Source organism: Pseudorhodoplanes sp., from assembly GCF_046289595.1.
In the GTDB taxonomy this organism is placed as follows: domain Bacteria; phylum Pseudomonadota; class Alphaproteobacteria; order Rhizobiales; family Xanthobacteraceae; genus Pseudorhodoplanes.
Genome location: NZ_JBKBVB010000026.1, coordinates 3,121 through 22,125, shown reverse-complemented (window position 1 = coordinate 22,125; position 19,005 = coordinate 3,121). Strand labels below are relative to the sequence as shown.

General features: G+C 61.4%; 19 protein-coding genes and 1 pseudogene. 9 read left to right on the top strand and 11 right to left on the bottom strand.

The window, feature by feature from the left end:
• Position 1 precedes the first annotated feature (1 nt).
• Genes ACK41X_RS07955 through ACK41X_RS07945 form a run of 3 tightly spaced genes read right to left on the bottom strand, consistent with a single transcriptional unit; the run spans position 2 to position 1,238 of the window.
• Entirely contained in the window at positions 2-331 is a 330-nt protein-coding gene (locus ACK41X_RS07955; protein ID WP_409721039.1) for a hypothetical protein, read from the bottom strand.
• On the bottom strand, positions 328-573 hold the full coding sequence (locus ACK41X_RS07950) for a DNA-binding protein (RefSeq protein ID WP_409721037.1): 246 nt from the start codon (positions 571-573) through the stop codon (positions 328-330). The genes ACK41X_RS07955 and ACK41X_RS07950 overlap by 4 nt, the downstream gene beginning before the upstream one ends.
• 11 nt (positions 574-584) lie before the next feature.
• On the bottom strand, positions 585-1,238 hold the full coding sequence (locus tag ACK41X_RS07945; RefSeq protein ID WP_409721034.1) for a hypothetical protein: 654 nt from the start codon (positions 1,236-1,238) through the stop codon (positions 585-587).
• Positions 1,239-1,419: 181 nt separating this feature from the next.
• Here ACK41X_RS07945 and ACK41X_RS07940 point away from each other — a divergent pair, with 181 nt between their 5' ends.
• Positions 1,420-2,526, top strand: a complete 1,107-nt coding sequence (locus ACK41X_RS07940; RefSeq protein WP_409721031.1) for a tyrosine-type recombinase/integrase — start codon at positions 1,420-1,422, stop codon at positions 2,524-2,526.
• A 12-nt stretch (positions 2,527-2,538) separates the two neighbouring features.
• Here the strand turns inward: ACK41X_RS07940 and ACK41X_RS07935 are convergent, their stop codons facing one another.
• On the bottom strand, positions 2,539-3,120 hold the full coding sequence (locus ACK41X_RS07935; RefSeq protein WP_409721028.1) for a hypothetical protein: 582 nt from the start codon (positions 3,118-3,120) through the stop codon (positions 2,539-2,541).
• A 415-nt stretch (positions 3,121-3,535) separates the two neighbouring features.
• Here ACK41X_RS07935 and ACK41X_RS07930 point away from each other — a divergent pair.
• Positions 3,536-3,636, top strand: a pseudogene (locus ACK41X_RS07930) (IS5/IS1182 family transposase); the annotation flags it as partial.
• Positions 3,637-3,648: 12 nt separating this feature from the next.
• Here the strand turns inward: ACK41X_RS07930 and ACK41X_RS07925 are convergent.
• The 4 genes from ACK41X_RS07925 to ACK41X_RS07910 are packed head-to-tail and all read right to left on the bottom strand — an operon-like array spanning position 3,649 to position 7,389.
• Entirely contained in the window at positions 3,649-4,674 is a 1,026-nt protein-coding gene (locus ACK41X_RS07925) for an amidohydrolase family protein (protein ID WP_409721025.1), read from the bottom strand.
• 54 nt (positions 4,675-4,728) lie between these two features.
• Positions 4,729-5,754 (bottom strand): zinc-binding dehydrogenase, encoded by a 1,026-nt coding sequence (locus ACK41X_RS07920; RefSeq protein ID WP_409721022.1) that lies wholly within the window; start codon positions 5,752-5,754, stop codon positions 4,729-4,731.
• A gap of 8 nt (positions 5,755-5,762) precedes the next feature.
• Complete coding sequence (locus ACK41X_RS07915) at positions 5,763-6,647, bottom strand: VOC family protein (protein WP_409721019.1); 885 nt, start codon at positions 6,645-6,647, stop codon at positions 5,763-5,765.
• A gap of 28 nt (positions 6,648-6,675) precedes the next feature.
• A complete protein-coding gene (locus ACK41X_RS07910) occupies positions 6,676-7,389 on the bottom strand; it encodes a GntR family transcriptional regulator (RefSeq protein WP_409721016.1) in 714 nt (237 codons plus the stop codon).
• A gap of 102 nt (positions 7,390-7,491) precedes the next feature.
• Between ACK41X_RS07910 and ACK41X_RS07905 the strand changes: the two genes are divergently transcribed.
• Together ACK41X_RS07905 and ACK41X_RS07900 are read left to right on the top strand one after the other, a co-directional pair.
• Positions 7,492-8,463: a Bug family tripartite tricarboxylate transporter substrate binding protein gene (locus tag ACK41X_RS07905; protein WP_409721013.1), complete on the top strand. Its 972-nt coding sequence runs from the start codon at positions 7,492-7,494 to the stop codon at positions 8,461-8,463.
• Between the two features lie 41 nt (positions 8,464-8,504).
• Positions 8,505-9,431, top strand: coding sequence for a fumarylacetoacetate hydrolase family protein (locus ACK41X_RS07900; protein ID WP_409721010.1), 927 nt, complete (start codon positions 8,505-8,507; stop codon positions 9,429-9,431).
• 341 nt (positions 9,432-9,772) lie between these two features.
• On the opposite strand, the gene ACK41X_RS07895 is transcribed toward ACK41X_RS07900, so the two are convergent.
• From ACK41X_RS07895 to ACK41X_RS07885, 3 genes are all read right to left on the bottom strand, one after another.
• The gene (locus ACK41X_RS07895) at positions 9,773-10,693 is read right to left on the bottom strand and encodes an arsenic resistance protein (protein ID WP_409721087.1); all 921 of its coding nucleotides are present in this window, start codon (positions 10,691-10,693) and stop codon (positions 9,773-9,775) included.
• 258 nt (positions 10,694-10,951) lie between these two features.
• On the bottom strand, positions 10,952-11,719 hold the full coding sequence (locus ACK41X_RS07890) for an SDR family NAD(P)-dependent oxidoreductase (RefSeq protein WP_409721007.1): 768 nt from the start codon (positions 11,717-11,719) through the stop codon (positions 10,952-10,954).
• Positions 11,720-11,822: 103 nt separating this feature from the next.
• The gene (locus tag ACK41X_RS07885) at positions 11,823-12,872 is read right to left on the bottom strand and encodes an alpha/beta hydrolase (protein ID WP_409721004.1); all 1,050 of its coding nucleotides are present in this window, start codon (positions 12,870-12,872) and stop codon (positions 11,823-11,825) included.
• 223 nt (positions 12,873-13,095) lie between these two features.
• Here ACK41X_RS07885 and ACK41X_RS07880 point away from each other — a divergent pair, with 223 nt between their 5' ends.
• The 5 genes from ACK41X_RS07880 to ACK41X_RS07860 form a co-directional block, all read left to right on the top strand.
• A complete protein-coding gene (locus ACK41X_RS07880; RefSeq protein WP_409721001.1) occupies positions 13,096-14,553 on the top strand; it encodes a hypothetical protein in 1,458 nt (485 codons plus the stop codon).
• 86 nt (positions 14,554-14,639) lie between these two features.
• Positions 14,640-15,521 (top strand): VOC family protein, encoded by an 882-nt coding sequence (locus ACK41X_RS07875; protein WP_409720998.1) that lies wholly within the window; start codon positions 14,640-14,642, stop codon positions 15,519-15,521.
• Between the two features lie 290 nt (positions 15,522-15,811).
• On the top strand, positions 15,812-16,822 hold the full coding sequence (locus tag ACK41X_RS07870; protein WP_409720995.1) for a Bug family tripartite tricarboxylate transporter substrate binding protein: 1,011 nt from the start codon (positions 15,812-15,814) through the stop codon (positions 16,820-16,822).
• Between the two features lie 76 nt (positions 16,823-16,898).
• Positions 16,899-17,399 (top strand): tripartite tricarboxylate transporter TctB family protein, encoded by a 501-nt coding sequence (locus ACK41X_RS07865; protein WP_409720992.1) that lies wholly within the window; start codon positions 16,899-16,901, stop codon positions 17,397-17,399.
• A gap of 80 nt (positions 17,400-17,479) precedes the next feature.
• Positions 17,480-19,005 (top strand): tripartite tricarboxylate transporter permease (locus ACK41X_RS07860; protein ID WP_409720989.1); only part of this gene is annotated, 1,526 nt, incomplete at its 3' end.

The window sequence follows — 19,005 nt, the reverse complement described above, 5'->3', positions numbered from 1 at the left end:
ACTAGCCGTCGAGCTCCCAGGCGGCGAAATCATCTCGGTCCATGTCATCCGGGGTATATTCGCGTCCTGCGAGGCGCTCCGTGCCAGAGTAGACCGAGGCCAGCAGAAGGCGAGGGTCGCGATGAGCCGCGACCGTCATGTGAAGATGACAATCGAGCTGTGTTCGCAGCCGATCCAGCACCTCAATGGACTGGGCAGCGCTACGATGAATTCGTGATCCAACGCGCGTCCGTCGCAGAATGAGTAGCAGGCTATTCCGGCAGTCCTTGATGCAGTTGCCAATCGCGACATGCTCGTCGGGTAGCAGGACGGTTTGCTGGCTGACTGTCACGGCATTCGCTCCTGTTGTTCGATCCACTGCAGGAGCGTGGAACGACGCGCACAAATAATTGCGCCAATCCGAAACGTCGGCATCCGCAGTTTGGCGCTCGCGTAGTAGTAAACTTTGCGCCGATGCTTTGCGCTGCCGAACACGAACTTTGCGATCTCGTCGGCGCCGCGCAGCAAGTCGTCGGCAAGCGTCGGACAGACCTCTCCTGTGGCGGGTCCAGCCCGCGAAATTCCATCTGCCATGTTCGTCGCTCCTATTCTCTGATCAGCTCGCCCAGGGCGAAGATCGTGTTTTGCGTCACGGCGAAGGACACCATGGCGTCCCCGCCCACGCTGAACGGTTGTTGTTCGAGGGCCTTTTGGATCGGCGTCTTCGGCGGCTCGAAGCGGGTGATGATCAACATCTTGTCGGATAAGATGCCGTCAGATGATGCCGCGACGCTCAAAGATGCGGTGGCGAACCGCCGCTCGACCGTCACGTTCAGCACGGCCTGTATCGCTTCGCCCAATCCCGTGTGCAGGATTCCGTCGCGAGCCGCCGCGATAAGAGCTGCAATCGCAGGGCCGAAACTGGTCACGTCCTTGAGGAGCGAAAGCCCTTTCGGCAGCGGCAGCCATTCAGCGCGATCCCGTTTGGAGACGGTCTCGCGGGTATGGGGCGGTTCGACAACGGGCAAAGCCCAGAATTTCTCGACTGCTTGGACCGCATCCTTCACCTGATCGGCCGCCATAACCGCAATGAGCAGCCGAGCGCAGTCCTCGGGGGTCATTTTGGCGCCGCCCGGTCCGCGCCCGCCGGTCGACAACAGCCGCGCCTGGCGTAGCAGCCGCGCGTAGATCGCGACGGTTTGCTCGGGCATTGGCAGCACCTTGGCGAGGGTTGGGATCAGGTCGCTCAGCTTGGCCATCGGCCGTTAGTTCCCCTGGATTCGACGTTTTGGAATTTAACACCGAAACGGCTTGCGGCACAAGGGGTATTGGAGTAAAAATCCAAAACCAGGCCAGGAAGCCGCTCGATAAGGCGCCAAGTCTATGGCACCTGGAGGGGCAAGGCTGGCCTAAGTAACTGCCAAAACACAGGAAATCGGCGTGGCGACCATCAAAAAGCGCATCCTGCCTTCAGGCCTGGTTCGCTGGCAGGTCGATTTCGCCGATGCCGGCGGCACGCGCCGGGCCAAGCTGTTCGAGCGCCGCAAGGAGGCCGACCAGTTCTTGATTAGGGTCCGTCCGCAGGTCCTGGCGGGTACCTACATCCACGATTCAGTCTCGATCACGGTGGGCGCGGCGGCGGACGCATGGCTCGCCCATTGCCGCGTGCGGCGCGACGCTGGCCGCCGCATGGAGCGGCGGACCTACGTCGGCTACGAGTGCTACGTCCGCTGCCACATCAAGGACGAGAAGGCCGGCATCGGCGACCTGAAGCTATCGCGATTGAGCCGCAAGGCAGTGAACGATTTCCGCGACCGCCTGCTTGCCTCGGGTCGATCCGAAATGATCACGCGCAAGATCCTGGGCGCGCTGCGGCTGGTTCTCAATCACGCAATGGACAACGGGCAAGTGCATGCGAACGCTGCGCAGGGCGTGCGGGTGCTGCGATCGAGTCGCCTCGACTACAAAGTTTCGGTCCCGGCAAAGCAGGACGTCAAATGCCTGATCGATGGCGCGACGGGGCGGCTTCGCGCCATGCTGGTCGTGAGCGCCCTGTGCGGCTTGCGCGCCTCCGAGACGCGTGGCTTGCGGTGGTCCGACGTGGATTTCGCCAACGGCTTCCTGCACGTGCGCCAGCGTGCGGATTTCTACGGCACGCTCGGCGAGCCCAAGTCGGCCGCAGGCCACCGGTCGGTGCCAGCCGGACCATTCGTGCTCAACACCTTGAAGGAGTGGAAGCTCGCCTGCCCGAAGGGCGATCTCGATCTGGTGTTTCCATCGAGCGACGGATCGGTCGCCGATCACGCCAACACGGTGCGCCGGCATTTCAAACCGTTATGCGACAAGCTGAAGATCAAACTGCGGTGGCACGACATGCGGCATTTTGCGGTGTCGCTCTGGATCGAGCAGGGGTTCTCGATCAAAGAGGTGATGACCTTCGCCGGCCACGCCTCCGTCCAGATGACCATGGAGCGCTATGGGCATCTATTCCCGACGCCAGACCACCAGCACGCCATGGCGCAGGTCGAGCAGCGTGTATTCGGCTGACGCGAACGCTCACTACACTGTCGGTCCGCCAGGGTAGCCGGGAAACACACCCCGAGCGTTCTCATGCAAAATCACGCGATCAAAATACTTCTCGACCAGGGGAATGTCGGTTCCAACACCGCAAAAAAGAACGGTCATGCAGTCATGGTGCGGCAGAAGGCCTTTTCGTATGCGGCGTTCGTCCCTGTAGCAAGCTGCTCGTGGCCGGTAGGCTTCGGCTTGACCAATCGATAGGCGTTCATGGTCGCGCTTCATTTCGACATGTATGGCCAATGTCCTTTGCTCGGCATTCTGCAAAAAGAACATCGCGTCAATCTCCATAGAAACTGAATCATTGATGCGGCAATCGCAGGAGGCGCATGGTTCGTACCAGTAATTTGACCAGAACGGGCACACCATCGAGTCGGTTGGGTCTCGCGCCTGCCATTGCTCTCGCCAAAGCGGCTCGGCAGCTGCGTAGGCTCCTGCAAACTCAGTTCCGTTTAATAGGAATGTGCGCGCCGCTGCGTTGTCTCTGACTCCTCGTGCGATGGCCGCGAGATATGGCTGCGCGGCCAATTGATAGCGGCACCTCCCCTCGTAGAATTCGGGCATCGGAATTGGTCCCCCTCGCGCGTTATACGCCGTCAGGGCGTCGCTGATGGTGGAAGCCGCCCATTCTTGAAGGCGCAATAGCTGCACTGTTGCGAAAGGATTTCGGTTAGTGCCGTTGCGACACGGTTGCGACACGGGCGGGCCGAAATTTACGAACTCTTTGAGATCACAAACGGAATTGAACCGCTTGAGCGGGCTCATAACCTGAAGGTCGCTGGTTCAAATCCAGCCCCCGCAACCAAATTAATGCCGCCAGGTCAAAGACTTGGCGGCATTTTGCTTTTCGGGTTCGCTGCGTCGGAATGGTTCGAGTCAACAACGAGTGAACAAAATCCATGGCGGGGAGTGGCGCGTGCCGACAGCAGAACTCGCGTTATAGTTTTTGAAGTGCACCCCGTTTCGACCGGACGCCGGCAAGGACTTCAGGCGTATCGCGACACGGTACGACAGGCTGGCCCGAAACTATCTAGCCTAGCCTCCGTCTGTCTTGCGGCCGCCCTCGTCTGGTGGCTTTAATGAGTCTCAACCCTAGAGCGTTGGGTCCGCGATCTTCAGTAGCGTAGCTGCGTTGCGAAAGCAGATCTTCTCCATGTCGGTTAACGGCAGCTCCAATCGCTCCAGGACAGCGATCGTATCGCGGATATAGCCGGGGCCGCGCTCGGGATCGAACGGACTGTCGGACGCAAACAAGACTCGATCGCTCCCGTAAAAGGACAAGCCACAGCGAGTTGCGGCCTCGGAACCAAACACCGCCGTGTCGGCGTAGAAATCCTTGAAATAGTCCAGCGGGCGCTTTTTCAGGCGCTTCAGGACCAGCGAATAGTCCTCATCCGAGGTTCGCTTGCCAAGCTGATCCCAGCCCGGTCCGACGCGTCCTTCGAAGAAAGGTACCATGGCGCCCAGATGATGCGCGAGGATCTTGAGATCCGGCAGCCGGTCCATAAGACCCGAAAACACCAACCGCGCCATCGCTGCCGACGTTTCGTAGGGCCATCCGAAGGTCCACCAGATTTCGTAAAGCGACTTGGTTTCGGTCTTGTAGTCGGGCAGGTCGGCGGCCGCGCGAGACGGGTGCAGGAACACCGGTCGCCCATGTCTCGCGGCGGCCTCAAAGACCGGAAAGAATCTCTCGTCATCAAGCGGCAGGCCGTTGATGTTCGTGTGAATCTGCAAGCCATTCGCGCCGAGGCTGAAGGCGCGCTCGGCCTCTTTCGCGGCATTCGGCGAGTTCATCGGCAGCGAGGCCAGAAAGCCGACAAATCTGTCGGGTCGTTGCCGGACCAATTCCGCCAATCCGTCATTGCCGAGCCGCGCGAATTCCTCGACCTCCGTTTCGGACCCGAGCGCCTCCAGAGGCGGCATGCCGAGCGAGAGAACCTGCGTATAGTTCTTCGAAGCAAACTGATCCATGACGCGCAGCCGCTCATCGAGATCATAGATGCAGGGAATACCGCGCATGCGCTTGCCGATATCGCGCGCCGCTCCCTCCGACTCCAGCATGCGATCCCAGAGCTGCCGGGGAAAGAAATGATTGAACACATCAATGTAACGCATCGCAACTCCTTGAACGCGGCTTTTTGCAGTTGGAATGGGCTCTACGCGCAGAATTCACGCCCACGGATGAAGGATGACCTTCCCCATGCCGGCCCTTGACCCCACCAGTTCGTGCGCGGTGCGCACTTCGGACAGGGGAAGCGTTCGGTCGATCAGGACATCGAGGTGTCCTTCCGAGGCAATTTCCAGGCTCCTCTCGACATCGGCATCGGTATGAGCCGTCGAACCCATGATGGTGATGTAATTGAGATAGAGGCGATTGAGATCGAGCTGCACCTTGCCGCCGGCATGGGCGCCTGCAGTAACCATGCGGCCGTTTCGCGCGAGACTCTCGAAAGCCTTTGGAAATAGCTCCGCGTCTCCGACATTCTCGAACACAACGTCAACGCCACGGCCTTCGGTGATACGGCCGATCTCCGCAGCGAGGTCTGTGCTGCGATAGTTGATCGCAAACTCGGCCCCCAGTACTTTTGACGCGGCGACGCGATCATCGGCGCCTGCCGCCGCGATGACGTGCGCCCCCAGATATTTCGCGACCTGGACGCCGGCGCTGCCGAGCCCGCCGGCGGCGCCCATCACCAGAACCCATTCCCCGGGCTGCAGTCTTGCCTTCTGCATCAACAGATTGAAGGCGAGCGGAGCATGCCTTGCGATGATCGTTGCAACATCAAAATCGAGCCCCTTCGGGATCAGATGCGTGTTCCGAGCCGGAAGCTTCACATATTGTGCGTAACCGCCCCACACCTGGACGCCCAGCATCACGGGGCCCTCTGTTGCCGTCGCGGCCTTGAGCCTGGGTGAGATCACGACGCGATCGCCAATGCGGCGCGACGTCACTCCCTCGCCGACTGCAACAACCGTTCCCGACGGATCCGCGCCAAGCACGTGCGGCAGCGCAACGGTCCGGGCATAGCGCCCCGCCCTGACGGCGAGGTCGAGCGTACGATTGACCGAAACCGCTTCGACCTTCAGGAGGACTTCGCCGGCGTCAGGCGCCGGAACCGGAACATCTTCGAGCGTCATGACCTCCGGACCGCCAAACTCGCGGATCACGACGGCCTTCATGGTTCCACTTTGCACCGGCGCGCTCAATCACGAAACAATTGCGGTGTTGGGATGCCCCAGATGTTCGAGGTTTGCGGTCCCGGTTGCCAAACCTTCGGACGTTGCGGATTGTCTTCGTGCCACGGCCGAGGATCGAACGCGCCGGACGCCTCATCGGTCATTTGATCGAGCTCAGCATAGAGCTCCATGATCTGGCCGTCGGGGGTATGGTGATAGATGAAAAGGTTGTGGCCGATTCCGTGCCTTCCCGGACCCCAGATCAAGGGGATTTTCTGCTTGCCGAGGAAATCGCACGCATCCTTGATGTGACACCAGTCATGGGCCTCGAACGCAATGTGGTGCATCTTGTTCTTTTTTCCGTGGAGCAGATTGACCGTGTGGTGATCGGGTCCGCATCGAAGGAAAACGAAGAAGTCACCCATCCAGTCGGACACGCGAAATCCGAGACAGTCCGTGAAGAACTTTGCAGCGTTCTGAACGTCATGGACATTGAATGCCATATGGCCGAGCTTCTTCGGGTTGATCCCCGCTGACGAATGCTGTGTTTGCGCAGGGACGCGCCGAGCGACCAGAGATACCTGAATGTCGTCCGGCGCCTGCATCACGACACGGACGGGCGCCAAGGCAGTGTCGGTCTCAACGGCGGCTTTAACTCCCATTGCCTCGAGCAGCTTCCGGGCGTCACCCAGATCGCATTCCGGCGCGGCTTCAAGCGCAAGTTCTGCGCATCGCGCGACAGAACCGCTCCTTAGAACAACGGCAGGGGTTCCGGCCGATGCCGAAAGGACTGCCTCGCGCGCATTCCGGTCCATCACAGACAGTCCGAGAACATGCACATAATAATCGAGCAGACGTTCGATATCCGGCGTTTCAAATGTCGCACAGCCGATCGATGACACCTTGATCATGCCTGAAGCCCGTCGGTTCTGAAATACGTTACGATTGACGTCCGGCGGCCCCCCTCAAGGCCGGCGCGACGTGCGCGGTGGTCCGCTCGATATGCTCGCGCAGCAGCACCGGTGCTGCCTCATCGCGCGCAAGCGCTGCTTCCATCAGCTTCGTGTGTTCGCCGATGGTGTTGCGCGGCTTTCGCCGCAACGAGGCGGACAATCGGCGATACCGCTCCGACTGATCGAAAAGCTTCGAACAAAGCTCGACGAGCCGACCCGACCCACAGGCCGAAGCCAGGGAGATATGAAAGGCCTTGTGACGTTCAGTCCAGTCATCGTCGCGCTGAAGTTCGCCGGCGGCGATGCGGCGCTCGATAAGATCAAGGCGGTGATACGCAGCCACGACACGGGCTTCCCAATCGTCCGAACCCAGCCTCATCGAAGCCGCCAGAGCCCCTGGTTCGACGATGATGCGGATCGAGGTGAGATCCTCGAGATCCTCTATCGTCGTTGGAGCCGCCCTGAAGCCACGCCGGTCGTCAGCGATGACCAGATTTTCCGCCACGAGGCGATTGAGTGCTTCGCGCAGCGGCGAACTGGAGAGCCGGTATTCGCGCTGCAATTCGTCCAGCTTCAGCTTCTCTCCACCCACCAGGGATTTGCGCAAAATACGATCACGCAGAAGCCGGTAGGCATGCTCCGTAAGAGGAGGCTTCACGTCCTGGGAGATGTTGACGTCACCGGACTGGAGGCGCGGCATCGGAATCTCAATTTGCAAACTCGGTCTTTTTATGCATAAAACACCAGAACATGCAATACGTGCCAGTTGCACCGCGTGGCACGAGAAGCGACAGGGTGGAACATGAAAAGGATATTTCTGGCGGCATGGGCCGCACTATTTTGCGTCGCCGCGGGATGCGCTCATGCGCAGGTCACCGAGCCCTTTCCCTCAAGACTCATTACCGTCGTGGTGCCATTCCCTGCGGGAGGAACGGCCGATCTCCTGGCGCGCCTGGTGGCGGAGCAGATTCGGCCGCTGCTGGGACAGACGGTCATCATCGAGAACAAGCCGGGAGCATCCGGGAATCTCGGCATGGAGGGGGTCGCCCGTTCCGCGCCCGATGGCTATACTCTCATCAACGCTCCGCAGCTCTCCTTCAGCGTCAACCACCTTTTGAATCCGAATCTTCGTTTCGATCCGCGCGCGCTTGAACCCGTCAGCGTCCTTGCGACCTATCCAACAGTGATTTTTGCACGCGCCGATCTGCCGGCGAATTCACTTGCCGATGTGATCGCATACGCCAAGGCAAATCCCGGCAAGCTGACCTACGGCTCGCAAGGCCGCGGCCAGATTGGACATCTCACGATGGAAGCGCTCCGGCTGCGCGCCGGGCTCGATATTCTGCACGTTCCGTATCGCGGCAGCGCTCCGGCCATCAACGATCTGCTGGCCGGTCAGATCGACATCCTCGCCGACAACATGCTGGCAGGCATGCAGCATGTTCGATCCGGAAAGTTGAAGCTAATCGCGGTCGGCGGCAAGGAGCGGCTGAAAGCATTTCCGAACGTCGCCACGTTCGCAGAGACGTTGCCGGAATACTATTCCGACACCTGGATGGCGATTGCCGCGCCATCCGGAACACCGAAGGACGTTACTCGCAAGCTGTCGGACGCCATCGCGAAGGCGCTGCAGAACCCCGAGCTGAGGCGCCGAATCGAAGACCTGCAGGCGGAACCGTTCGGCAGCACCCCGGAACAGATGGCCGGGTTGATCAGGGAGAGCAATGCCCGCTGGGCACCGGTGATCGAGCAGGCCAATATCCGGAGCGAGTAAATCTGCGAAAACACAACCCCTGACCGGTCCCAAGGCATACAATGTCCCGGCACGTGCTCGTCAGCTACGCGGTGGATTCGCAGCCGCGTGTCGGAGTCCTCGTCAACGACCGCGTTGCAGACCTGGCGCATCACACCGGCGTGCCCACGGATCATGCGCTGTACGAACTGCTGTTGGACTGGGAAGCGGGCCGCGTACGTGTGAGCAAGGTTGCCGAGCACGCCGAGGCCGGAGAGATCGATACGATTCCCCTCGCGCGTGTTCGTCTTCTGGCTCCCCTCGCCACGCCTGCAACCTTGTATTGCGCAGGCGCGAATTACCGTGATCACGTGCTCGAAATGGCCAAGGTGGCCGGCATCGAGCCCGACCCCGATCCGCGGACGCTCGGCTTGGGTTCATGGCATTTTATCAAGAGCGCCCGAAGCGTCATCGGCCCCCGGGAGCTGATCGAAGTTCCGAGGGGAGCGCAAAAGCTCGACTGGGAGGTCGAACTCGCTGCGGTAATCGGACGAAAGGCCAAGCGTGTTTCGGCAGCCAATGCGCTCGACTATCTGGCCGGTTATACAATTGCCGTCGACTTGTCGGCGCGCGATTTCAGCAGGCGCAATGGAATTTCGGTCCAGTCGCCCTTCCGGTTCGATTGGGTGGCCCATAAAAGCTTCGATACCGGGTGCCCTCTCGGCCCGTGGATCGTGCCCGCCGGCTTTATCGTGGATCCGCAGAGGCTCGCGATCTCGCTTTCGATCAACGGCGAGCTCAAACAGCAATCGAACACGAGCGAAATGATCTATTCGGTTGCCGAACAGATTTCCGATCTTTCGCGCAATCTGACCCTGTGGCCGGGGGACGTCATCCTGACAGGCACGCCTGCGGGTGTGGGCAGTGCCGGCGGGCGGTTTCTGCAATCGGGCGACACCATCGTTGCAAGCATCGAGAGTATCGGCGAGCTGGAGACTGTCGTCGCCTAGCTAGGCTGAACAAGGTAATGCCCGCGCATCGTGCGGCCACGGGGAAAGCAAATGTCTTCAACCGCTTCCGGTGCTCTTGCGGAATGCATGCATCGCCGGCTGTGAGGCCAGCGCATCCATCCGTCGATTCTCCCTCCACGACGCGCCGCAGCTTTTTTTCCGGCGCGATCGCGGCCGGCTCCCTCATCTCGATGGAGGCCAATCCCGGCTTCACCGGACGCGCCGCGGCACAATGCGCGTGCCCTCAATCAGTATGTCGCCGGGTGCGAAGTCCCATGCGCTCGGGACGAGGGTGATGAGCGTTCCACGCCTGATCAGCAGGCGCTTCGTAGCCGGCGCCCTCAAATTTTTTCGGATGGCGGTTTTGGAAGCAACCGCGGCACCGCCCACAGATAAGCGGCCATGCCGAACAGCTCGACCAGCGACTGTAACACGATCACGAGTGCTGCGGTCTGCCATGGCGGGGCGAGCGCAAGGGCGAGCGGCAGCACCACAAACGAATTGCGTGTGCCCAGGCTGAAGATCAGGGCGCGTGCGGAAGCCGCCGGCAATTGCAGCGCCCGCGCCAGCACCATGCCGATCAGCATTGCGGCGATCAGGAAAACAACGAAGGTGACCGTGACAGGGCCGAGCGCGGGCAGCGCGCCTTGCACCGCCGGCAGTTGCGACGCTGCGATCATGAACACCACAAGTCCGAGCAGCGGCACCGGCCACCATCCAATCTGCGCCACGATACCGCGACGTGACGTGGAGGGCTCCGCCCAGCGCTCGGTCAGCCAGGCTGCGGCCAGCGGCAGCAGGATCAGGGTGACAAAGACCGCCGCGACGCGGTCCGCGGTCAGAAGTTCGAGAAACGCATCGCCCATGAACAGCCACAGATAGAGCGGCAGCAATGCGAGCTGGACCAGAAGATTGACCGGGGTCACGGCAATCGCCCGCCGGGCGTCGCCGCCGCCGAGATGCGTGAAGGTGATGAACCAGTCGGTGCAGGGTACGAGCAGGACAAGGAGAATGCCGAGCCGGATCGCGGGATCAACGGGCGCGAAGGCAAGCAGGCCCCACACAGCCAGCGGCACCAGCACGAAATTCCCGAACAGCACCGCGGCCATGAAACGGCCGTCCCGGAAGGCTTCGGGCAGATGCGTCAAGGGCACCTGCGTGAATGTCGTGTAGAGCAGCAGCCCGAGCGCCGGCCAGAGCAGGCTCTCCAGCGCGCCGGCGAACTCCGGCGCTGCGCTGCCGAGCGCTACTCCCGCGGCGATGGCGCCAAGATAGACGAAGACCTGATGGCGTTCGAGCTGTTCGCGGGTCAGATCCTCGTCTCCTTGTGATATGCCTTATTGCACGGCCTCTACTGATACTGGGCGAGGACCGCGCCGGCAATTCCTCGCGGCGCGGTGTGCAGTCGCTCAGCCTGAACCCTTCACGCCCCGTCATGCAGGTCGGGCCTGGAATATTTGAGCAAGACCGTTCCCGCGCTCAGAATCCAGCCGCGCCAGGGATCCCCTTTCCAGTGGCAGTCAGATCATCATCTGGCCGCCATTGACATGGATGACCTGACCCGAGACGAAACCTCCGCCTTCGCTGGCAAGAAACAGACAGGCTTCCGCGATGTCCTCAGGGGCGCCAAGGCGGCGCACCGGAATTTCCGCGGTCATCTTCGCCATGTCGACATGCCGGTATTGCGACCAGTCGCGCGCGGTGTCGATCATGCCGGGTGCGACCGTGTTGGCGGTGATCCCGTCCGGGCCGAATTCACGCGCAATCGCCTTCGACAGCCCGTGCAGCCCGAATTTGGCGGAAACGCTGTGCGCACGGTGCGTGACGTGCGCGAAAAATCCACTGAAACCTGAGATGTTTATGATTCGTCCGAAGCGGCGCTCCCGCATCATCGGGATGACGTGGCGCGCCAGATAAAACGCCGCTGAGAGATTGGTGCGGATCACGTCATCCCAGTCCTGCGGGGTGATGTCGAGGAACGCTGCATAGGGCCGCTTGCCGACATTGGAGACTGCGATATCGACATGGCCAAAGTTTTCCTTTGCCAGCGCCACCATGCGTGCGATGTCGTCGTCGCGTGAGACGTCGGCAAGGCAGGCGATCGCTTCCCCGCCGCCCTGGCTGATTTCGTCCACCACGGCGTCGAGCGCGGCGCGGTCGCGATGCCCGTTGACCACGACGCGCGCGCCCGCGCCGGCAAAGGCAAGCGCAATCGCGCGGCCGATATTGCGCCCCGACCCTGTGACGATTGCAACGCGGCCTTGCAATGGCTTGTCCTGAGCAGTCACCCGCTACACCTGTCTGCATGAAACTAGTTGATGCTTAGCATGGCGGCCCATCGCCTGGACGCATATCAGCTAGACAATCGTGAGCCACGCGTTCGCACCCCCATCATTGATGAAATTCCGGCAGCCGGTTCAGGATGTCGGCCACCGGATCGGCGGTCCAGGCCTGGGTGACATAGTCGCGGTGCGAATCCTCGGCGTGTCCGGCGATGAAGACCACGCTGCCCGGTTTGATGTTGCCGTTGAGGGATTTTTCGATCCGGATGCCCTTGTCGGCGAGGTCGCGCTGAAGCTGAATGTTGCGCGCCCGCGTCGAGCCGAGATAGCCGCTGATGAAAAAGCCGCGCCGGTTCGACAGGATCCATTTTTCGAACTGCTCGATCTCGCCATAGAGCGAATCCAACAGGACGATGCCGCGCAGCCGGTCCTGGACATGGCCAAGCCGCAACGCCCACGCGGTGGGCACGAAGCCGCCGCTATAGCTGACGAAGATGACCGGCAACTTGAAGAAGGTGCGGACCGCTTTCGGCTGTCCGAGCATCAGGGCGAGCTGCTCGGCCGCCTCGCTCATGAACTCGTCGAAAAAACCGGGCTCCCAGAAGGCGCCGGGCGAGGAATCTGCGGCCTCGACGGCGAATTGAGGCGCCACCACCACGGCATTTGCGTCCGAGCGCGTGATCTGGGCGGCGACCTGCTGGCGGTCGCGCACATCGCGGTCGATCCGCGCGCCGTGGCCATGAAAGAACACCACGATGACTGCGGGTTTGCGGATGTCGAAGCCCTTCGGGATATGCAGCAGAACCCGCGGATCGGTATAGGTCTCGTTCTCCCAATAGACCTGCCCGCGCGCCCCGCGTCGCCCGAACCGGCCTTCATAGAACACATTGAAGAACGGCTTGCCGGTGACCGGATGCTTGCCGTCATAGGGAAACGGCGCCGACTCGAACTCCACCAGCTGCGTCTTGCCGGGGAAGTTACCCATTCTGGGGCGGGGAACACGGACCACCGGCCGCGGGCGCGGCAGCGGGATGGTCAGATTTTCGGCATTGCTGGCCTGCGCTGTCGCGATGATGCCGTTATCGCTTTGCAGGATGCACAGGATCGTCGCGATCGCTGTGCCGATCCCTGTCAATGCGTTCAGGCCCCTGGCTTTCACGCACGGCTCCGATACCACCAGCTGGATTTGGGCTGGTAAGGAAATGTTGAATCAGTTCGGGTTAGCCCAAAGCTGGACGAATCGAACCAAACCGGGCACCCCCTAAAGTCGAATCACGACCGGAACATGGTCACGGGTTTTGTATGGTAACTCAGTCGCCGGACCCGTGGGTTAACGTATCACCGGTCTGCGCGCCGCTTCCCGCCACAGGCACATCACCCAGATGCTGTATCTTCCGCGCTTCCTGATTCCGGTTGCCGCTGCGGCCGTCCTTGTGGCGGCCATGCCTGCGGCCCAGGCCCAGTTTTTCATTTTCAACGATCCGCCGCCGCGAAGGCCCCCGGCACGGGTGCCGTCGGCGCCACCGCCGGCACCGGCGCCGCTACCGCCGCAGGCGCTGATCTCTGCGCCCTTTGCAGAAAATGCGACCATCAACGACATCGCCCGCTTCCTGGCGGGGCTGCCGCCGGTCGCGGATTCCCCGCTGGAGCGGGTGACGCGCGATCCGGCCTGGCAAAAGCACGCGGCGTCTTTTGACAATTCCTGGCGGCAGCTTGAGACGCAGCGGCTGTCCAAGATCCGCGCCTGGTCTGCGGCGCATCTGAAGGACCGCGCCGGGATGCCAATGTACTATATGTTCAGCGGCCCCGACTTTCTCTATGCCGACGCCTTCTATCCCGACGCCTCGACCTACATCCTGAGCGGGCTCGAGCCGGTCGGCCGCATTCCGGTGGTCAACGAGTTTACCCGCGGCGCGCTCGGCAATCTGCGCGCGTCGATGGCGTCGTCGATCTCGCTCAGCTTCTTCATCACCAAGAACATGAAGCAGCAGCTGCGCGAAAGCGCGCTGTCCGGCACGCTGCCGATTCTCCTCGTCTATATCGCGCGCGCCGGAAAGACGATCGACGATGTTACGCTGGTGACGCTCAGCCCGGACGGCACGGTTTCGCCGGTCGAGCGCAGCGCGCCGCAGCGCGGCGCGCAGGGCGTGAAGATCACCTTCCATGGCGGCGCCGGCAAGCCGAAGCAGACGCTGTATTATTTCTCCACCGATGTGTCGGATTCCGGCGTGCGCGCGTCCGGCTTTCTGAAATTCGCTGAAAGCTTCGGCCCCGGCAACGCGCTGTTCAAGGCGGCGTCCTATCTGCCGCATAGCGGCAACTTCACCCAGGTGCGCGACTTCATCCTGAATCAGGCCGAGTATGTGGTGCAGGACGATTCCGGCATCCCGGTGGTCCACTTCAAACCGGAGCAGTGGACGCTTCAGCCGTTCGGCCGTTACCTCGGGCCGATCGCGATCTTTCCAGGCCGGTTCCAGAACCGCCTCGCGGACCTCTACGAGCGCGGCAAGCCGAAGCCGCTTGATTGGGGCATGGGCTATCGCTGGCGGACCAACGAATCCAACGTTCTGCTTGCAGTCCGCAAGGATGCCGGCACGCGGCAGCAATTGCGGCCGGCGATTTCCGGAACGCCGGCGGTGAAGCCTCCGGCCGAGTCCGCTGCCCCGGCGATGCCCGTCAAGGCCGATATTGCGGCTCCCTCGACCACGGCGTCGACACCGGCGATGCCGCAAGCGGTCAGTGCCGAAGCCTCTGCGCTTCCCGCGGCGCAGCCTTCCGACTTGCAGGCCAAGCCTGTCCTTCCGGACGCCGCCGCGCAGCAGCCTGCCTCTGCGCAATAGAAGCCGCTCGAGGCAGTTGCAACCCGCCTCTTGGAGCCCGCGGTTGCGGATGGCATGATCGCGTGCCACCCTCGCGTGAGACGTCCATGACGCACCTAATTCGCCAGATGGGCTATGTCGTCATCGCGACGCCCAACCCCGACGGATCCGCCCGCGATCTTGCCGACATGACCGGCGTGCGCATCACCCATCGCGGACCCGATGCGGTGTATGTGTCTTCCAATGCTCGCTTTTGCGACGTGGCCTATCTGCAGGATGCGCGCCGCGGCGTTCGTGCGGTCGGTCTTGAAGCAATGGACGAGAATGCGGTCGATGAAATCTACCGGCGCGCCAAGTCCGAGGGGATGACAATTCTCGCGGATACTCCATTGGTGTCGAAGGTGAAACGCGCGGTCCGCTTTGTCACGCCGTTCGGTCCGGTGATCGAAGTCCACACACCCGTCGCGCGCGAGAACATTCCGCCGTCTGCGACCAACGGCGCGCATGTGCGCCGCCTTGAGCACGTCAATCTTCGCGCCAGCGACCCCAAAGGCTTCCACGATCTCGTGACCCGCATGCTCGGATTGAAGCTGTCGGACCGCACGACGAATTTCGAGCGCGCCTGGTACCGTTGCGCCGACGGCTATCATCACACCGTAGCCTGCGGCCCTGGCAGCGGCATCCATCACTACGCGTTCGATGCGCACGGCCTGTATGATCTTGCGGGCGTCGCCGACGCGCTGGTGGCGAAAGGGCGTCGTCTGTTGTGGGGGATTGGCCGGCACGGGCCCGGTAACAATCTCTTTTCGTACTATGTCGATCCGAATGGCTGCGTCGTCGAGGTATCGTTCGGACTGGAGCGCATCGACAACGACGATCTCCATGAGCCTGGTAACTGGGAGTTCAATTCGTCGAGCAATGTGCTGGACCGCTGGGGCTCACAGCCACCGGATAGTTACGGTAAGGCACTCACGCCCTTCGTGATTTAAACAGGCGCGCTCGTGTTGGCAGATCGTCATCGCTGAGATTTTTGTTGCGCCGCATTATGAATTGTTGCGCTGCATCTTCAAACTTTTGCGCCGTCCGATTCACAACTGACGTACCGTCGACGTTATTATGAATAATTCTCTTTTCAAAGCGCAGGTGTTGTGCCTACCCTGTAGCTCTACGGGCTCGGGTGGGCAAAGCGAATATGTCGCATGGCTGCCGCCCCGACTTGTGGCAACGCTGTCCAAGCCGGCACAAGACCGGCGCGATCTATCGATGGGAGAGGACGCAGATGGAAGTTTCCAAAAGACATTTGGCATTGGGGGCTTTTGCCGCCCTGTGTACGACGGCTTTAGCCATCCCGGCCAAAGCGGCATGGGAGCCGACAAGGCCCGTTGAGTTCATCGTTCCTGCCGGTACCGGTGGCGGCGCCGATCAGATGGCGAGGACGATTCAAGGCATCGTCAGCAAGCACAATCTGATGAAGCAGCCAATGGTGGTCATCAACAAGGCGGGCGGCGCGGGCGGCGAAGGCTTCTTGGACGTCAAGGCGTCTGGCGGCAATCCGCACAAGATCATCATTACACTGTCCAACCTGTTCACGACGCCGCTGGCCACTGGCATCCCGTTCAACTGGAAGGATCTGACACCCGTTGCGATGCTGGCGCTCGACGAATTCGTGCTGTGGACCAACGCAGAGAAGCCCTACAAGACCACGAAAGAATACATCGAGGCGGTGAAGAAGGCTCCGCCCGGCCAGTTCAAGATGGGCGGCACGGGGTCCAAGCAGGAAGACCAGATCATCACCGTTGCGATCGAAAAGGCGACCGGCACCAAGTTCACCTACATTCCGTTCAAGGGCGGCGGCGAGGTCGCGGTGCAGCTCGTCGGCAACCACGTCGACTCGACGGTCAACAACCCGATCGAGGCGGTCGCGCAGTGGCGCGGCGGCAAGGTGCGTCCGCTCTGCGTGTTCGACGGCAAGCCGATGGACTACAAGGATCCGATCGCCGACGGCAAAAGCTGGGCCGACATTCCGACCTGCAAGTCGGAAGGCATCGACATGGAATATCTGATGCTGCGCGGCATTTTCATGCCCGCCCGCGTCACAAAGGATCAGGTCAATTTCTATGTCGATCTGTTCAAGAAGGTGCGCGAGACTCCTGAATGGCAGGAGTTGATGAAGAATGGCGCTTTCAATACGACCTTCATGACTGGCGACGACTACGCCAAATGGGTCGCCAAGGAAGAAGAGCGCCACCGCGAACTGATGAAGGAAGCCGGCTTCCTCGCCGGTCAGTAACGCGCGAATCCCGGCCGGCAGGGCGCATCGCCGCTGCCGGCCGCTGATCTTCAAGACAAGATTTGGAAAGCCGCCAATGTCTGGTTCACAGGAACGCAGCACTGGTCCCTCGCAGGACTATGTCGAAATCGGTGTCGCCCTCGCCATGTTGGTGTTCGGAGCGATCGTGGTTTACGGCGCCTTGCAGGTCGGTATCGGCTGGGGCATCGAAGGACCGCGGGCCGGCTTTCTTCCGTTCTATATCGGCCTGATCATTATGGGCGGCAGCCTTGTCAACCTCTACAACGCCCGGCGCATGGCTGACTACAAGGGCCTATTCGCCGAGTGGAGCCAGCTGCGACAGGTCGCAAAAGTGCTGGTGCCGGCGACCGTCTACGTATTCATCATTCCCTATATTGGCATCTATGTCGCGTCCGCGCTGCTGATCGGCCTCTTCATGCGCTGGCTCGGCGGCTATGGCTGGATCAAGACGCTGAGCCTTGCGATCGGCATGCCGCTTTTAACCTTCGTGGTGTTCGAACGATGGTTTCTCGTCGCGCTGCCCAAGGGGCCGCTCGAAGCGTGGCTGGGGCTGTGAACGGGCAACAAAAAGTTTCGTAGCGCCGCAGCTACGCGAAGAAACGACAGGGCGATTGCAAGGGGTGGGGATCAAGCAAAATGGAAGAAATCGCAAACCTGTTCCAGGGCTTCCAGACCGTCATCGAACCTTACAATATCGGTTTGATGGTGATCGGGGTCATCCTTGGCCTTATCATCGGCGTGCTTCCCGGTCTGGGCGGCGCCAACGGCGTAGCGATCCTCCTGCCGCTGACCTTCTCGATGTCGCCGTCGTCCGCCATCATCATGCTGACCTGTATCTATTGGGGCGCGTTGTTCGGCGGCGCCATCACCTCGATCCTGTTCAATATCCCCGGCGAACCATGGTCGGTTGCGACCACATTCGACGGTTATCCGATGGCGCGGCAGGGCAAGGCTGCGGAGGCTCTGACCGCAGCCTTTACCTCGTCATTCGTCGGTGCGCTGTTTGCCGTGATGATGATCACCTTGCTGGCGCCGCTGGTCGCGCGCTTTGCGCTCCAGTTCGGGCCTGCGGAAAAATTTGCCGTCTATTTCTTGGCTTTCTGCAGCTTTGTAGGCCTGAGCAAGGAGCCGCCGTTCAAGACCATTGTCGCGATGATGATCGGCTTTGCGCTCGCCTCGGTCGGTCTCGATTCGGTGACCGGCCAATTGCGGCTGACCTTCGGCTTCACGGAACTGTTGGGCGGCTTCGACTTCCTGATCGCGGTGATCGGCCTGTTTGGCATCGGCGAAATCCTGCTGACGATGGAGGAGGGTTTGCGCTTCAAGGGCGATGCCGCGCGTATCCGCATGCAGGTTGTGCTGAAGACCTGGCTGGAATTCCCGCGCTATTGGGGCAGCATCATCCGCTCCTGCATCATTGGCTGCTGGATGGGCATCACACCGGCCGGCGCGACGCCAGCCTCGTTCATGAGCTATGGCATTGCCAAGCGCGTGTCGAAAAACGGCAAGAATTTCGGCAAGGGCGAGATCGAGGGCGTGATTGCGCCGGAAGTCGCCAACAACGCCGCCGGCACCTCGGCGCTGCTGCCGATGCTGTCGCTCGGCGTGCCGGGATCGCCGACCGCCGCCGTTCTGCTCGGCGGCCTGATGATCTGGGGCCTGCAGCCCGGACCGCTGCTGTTTGTCGAGCAGAAGGAGTTCGTCTGGAGCCTGATCGCCTCGATGTATCTCGGGAATATCGCCAGCCTCATCATCATCCTGTTCTGCGTGCCATTCCTGGCGGCGATCCTGCGCATTCCGTTCAGCATCATTGCGCCGGTCATTCTCGTGCTCTGCGCCATCGGCGCCTATACCGTGAACAACAACACCTTCGATGTTGTCATGATGATGGTGTTCGGTGTGGTCGGTTATCTGATGAAGAAAACCAATTATCCGCTGGCGCCGCTGGTTCTGGCGATCGTGCTCGGCAAGTCCGCGGAGGAGGCATTCCGGCAATCATTGCTGGGCTCGCAGGGCAGTCTGGGTGTGTTTTTCTCCAACGGCCTGGTCGGCACGATCATGGTGCTCGGGCTGATCGCGCTGTTCTGGTCGGTGATTCAGCAGGGGGTTTCGCGGATGCGGGCGCGGGGGGGGGGGGGGGGGGGGGGGGGGGGGAGGGGGGG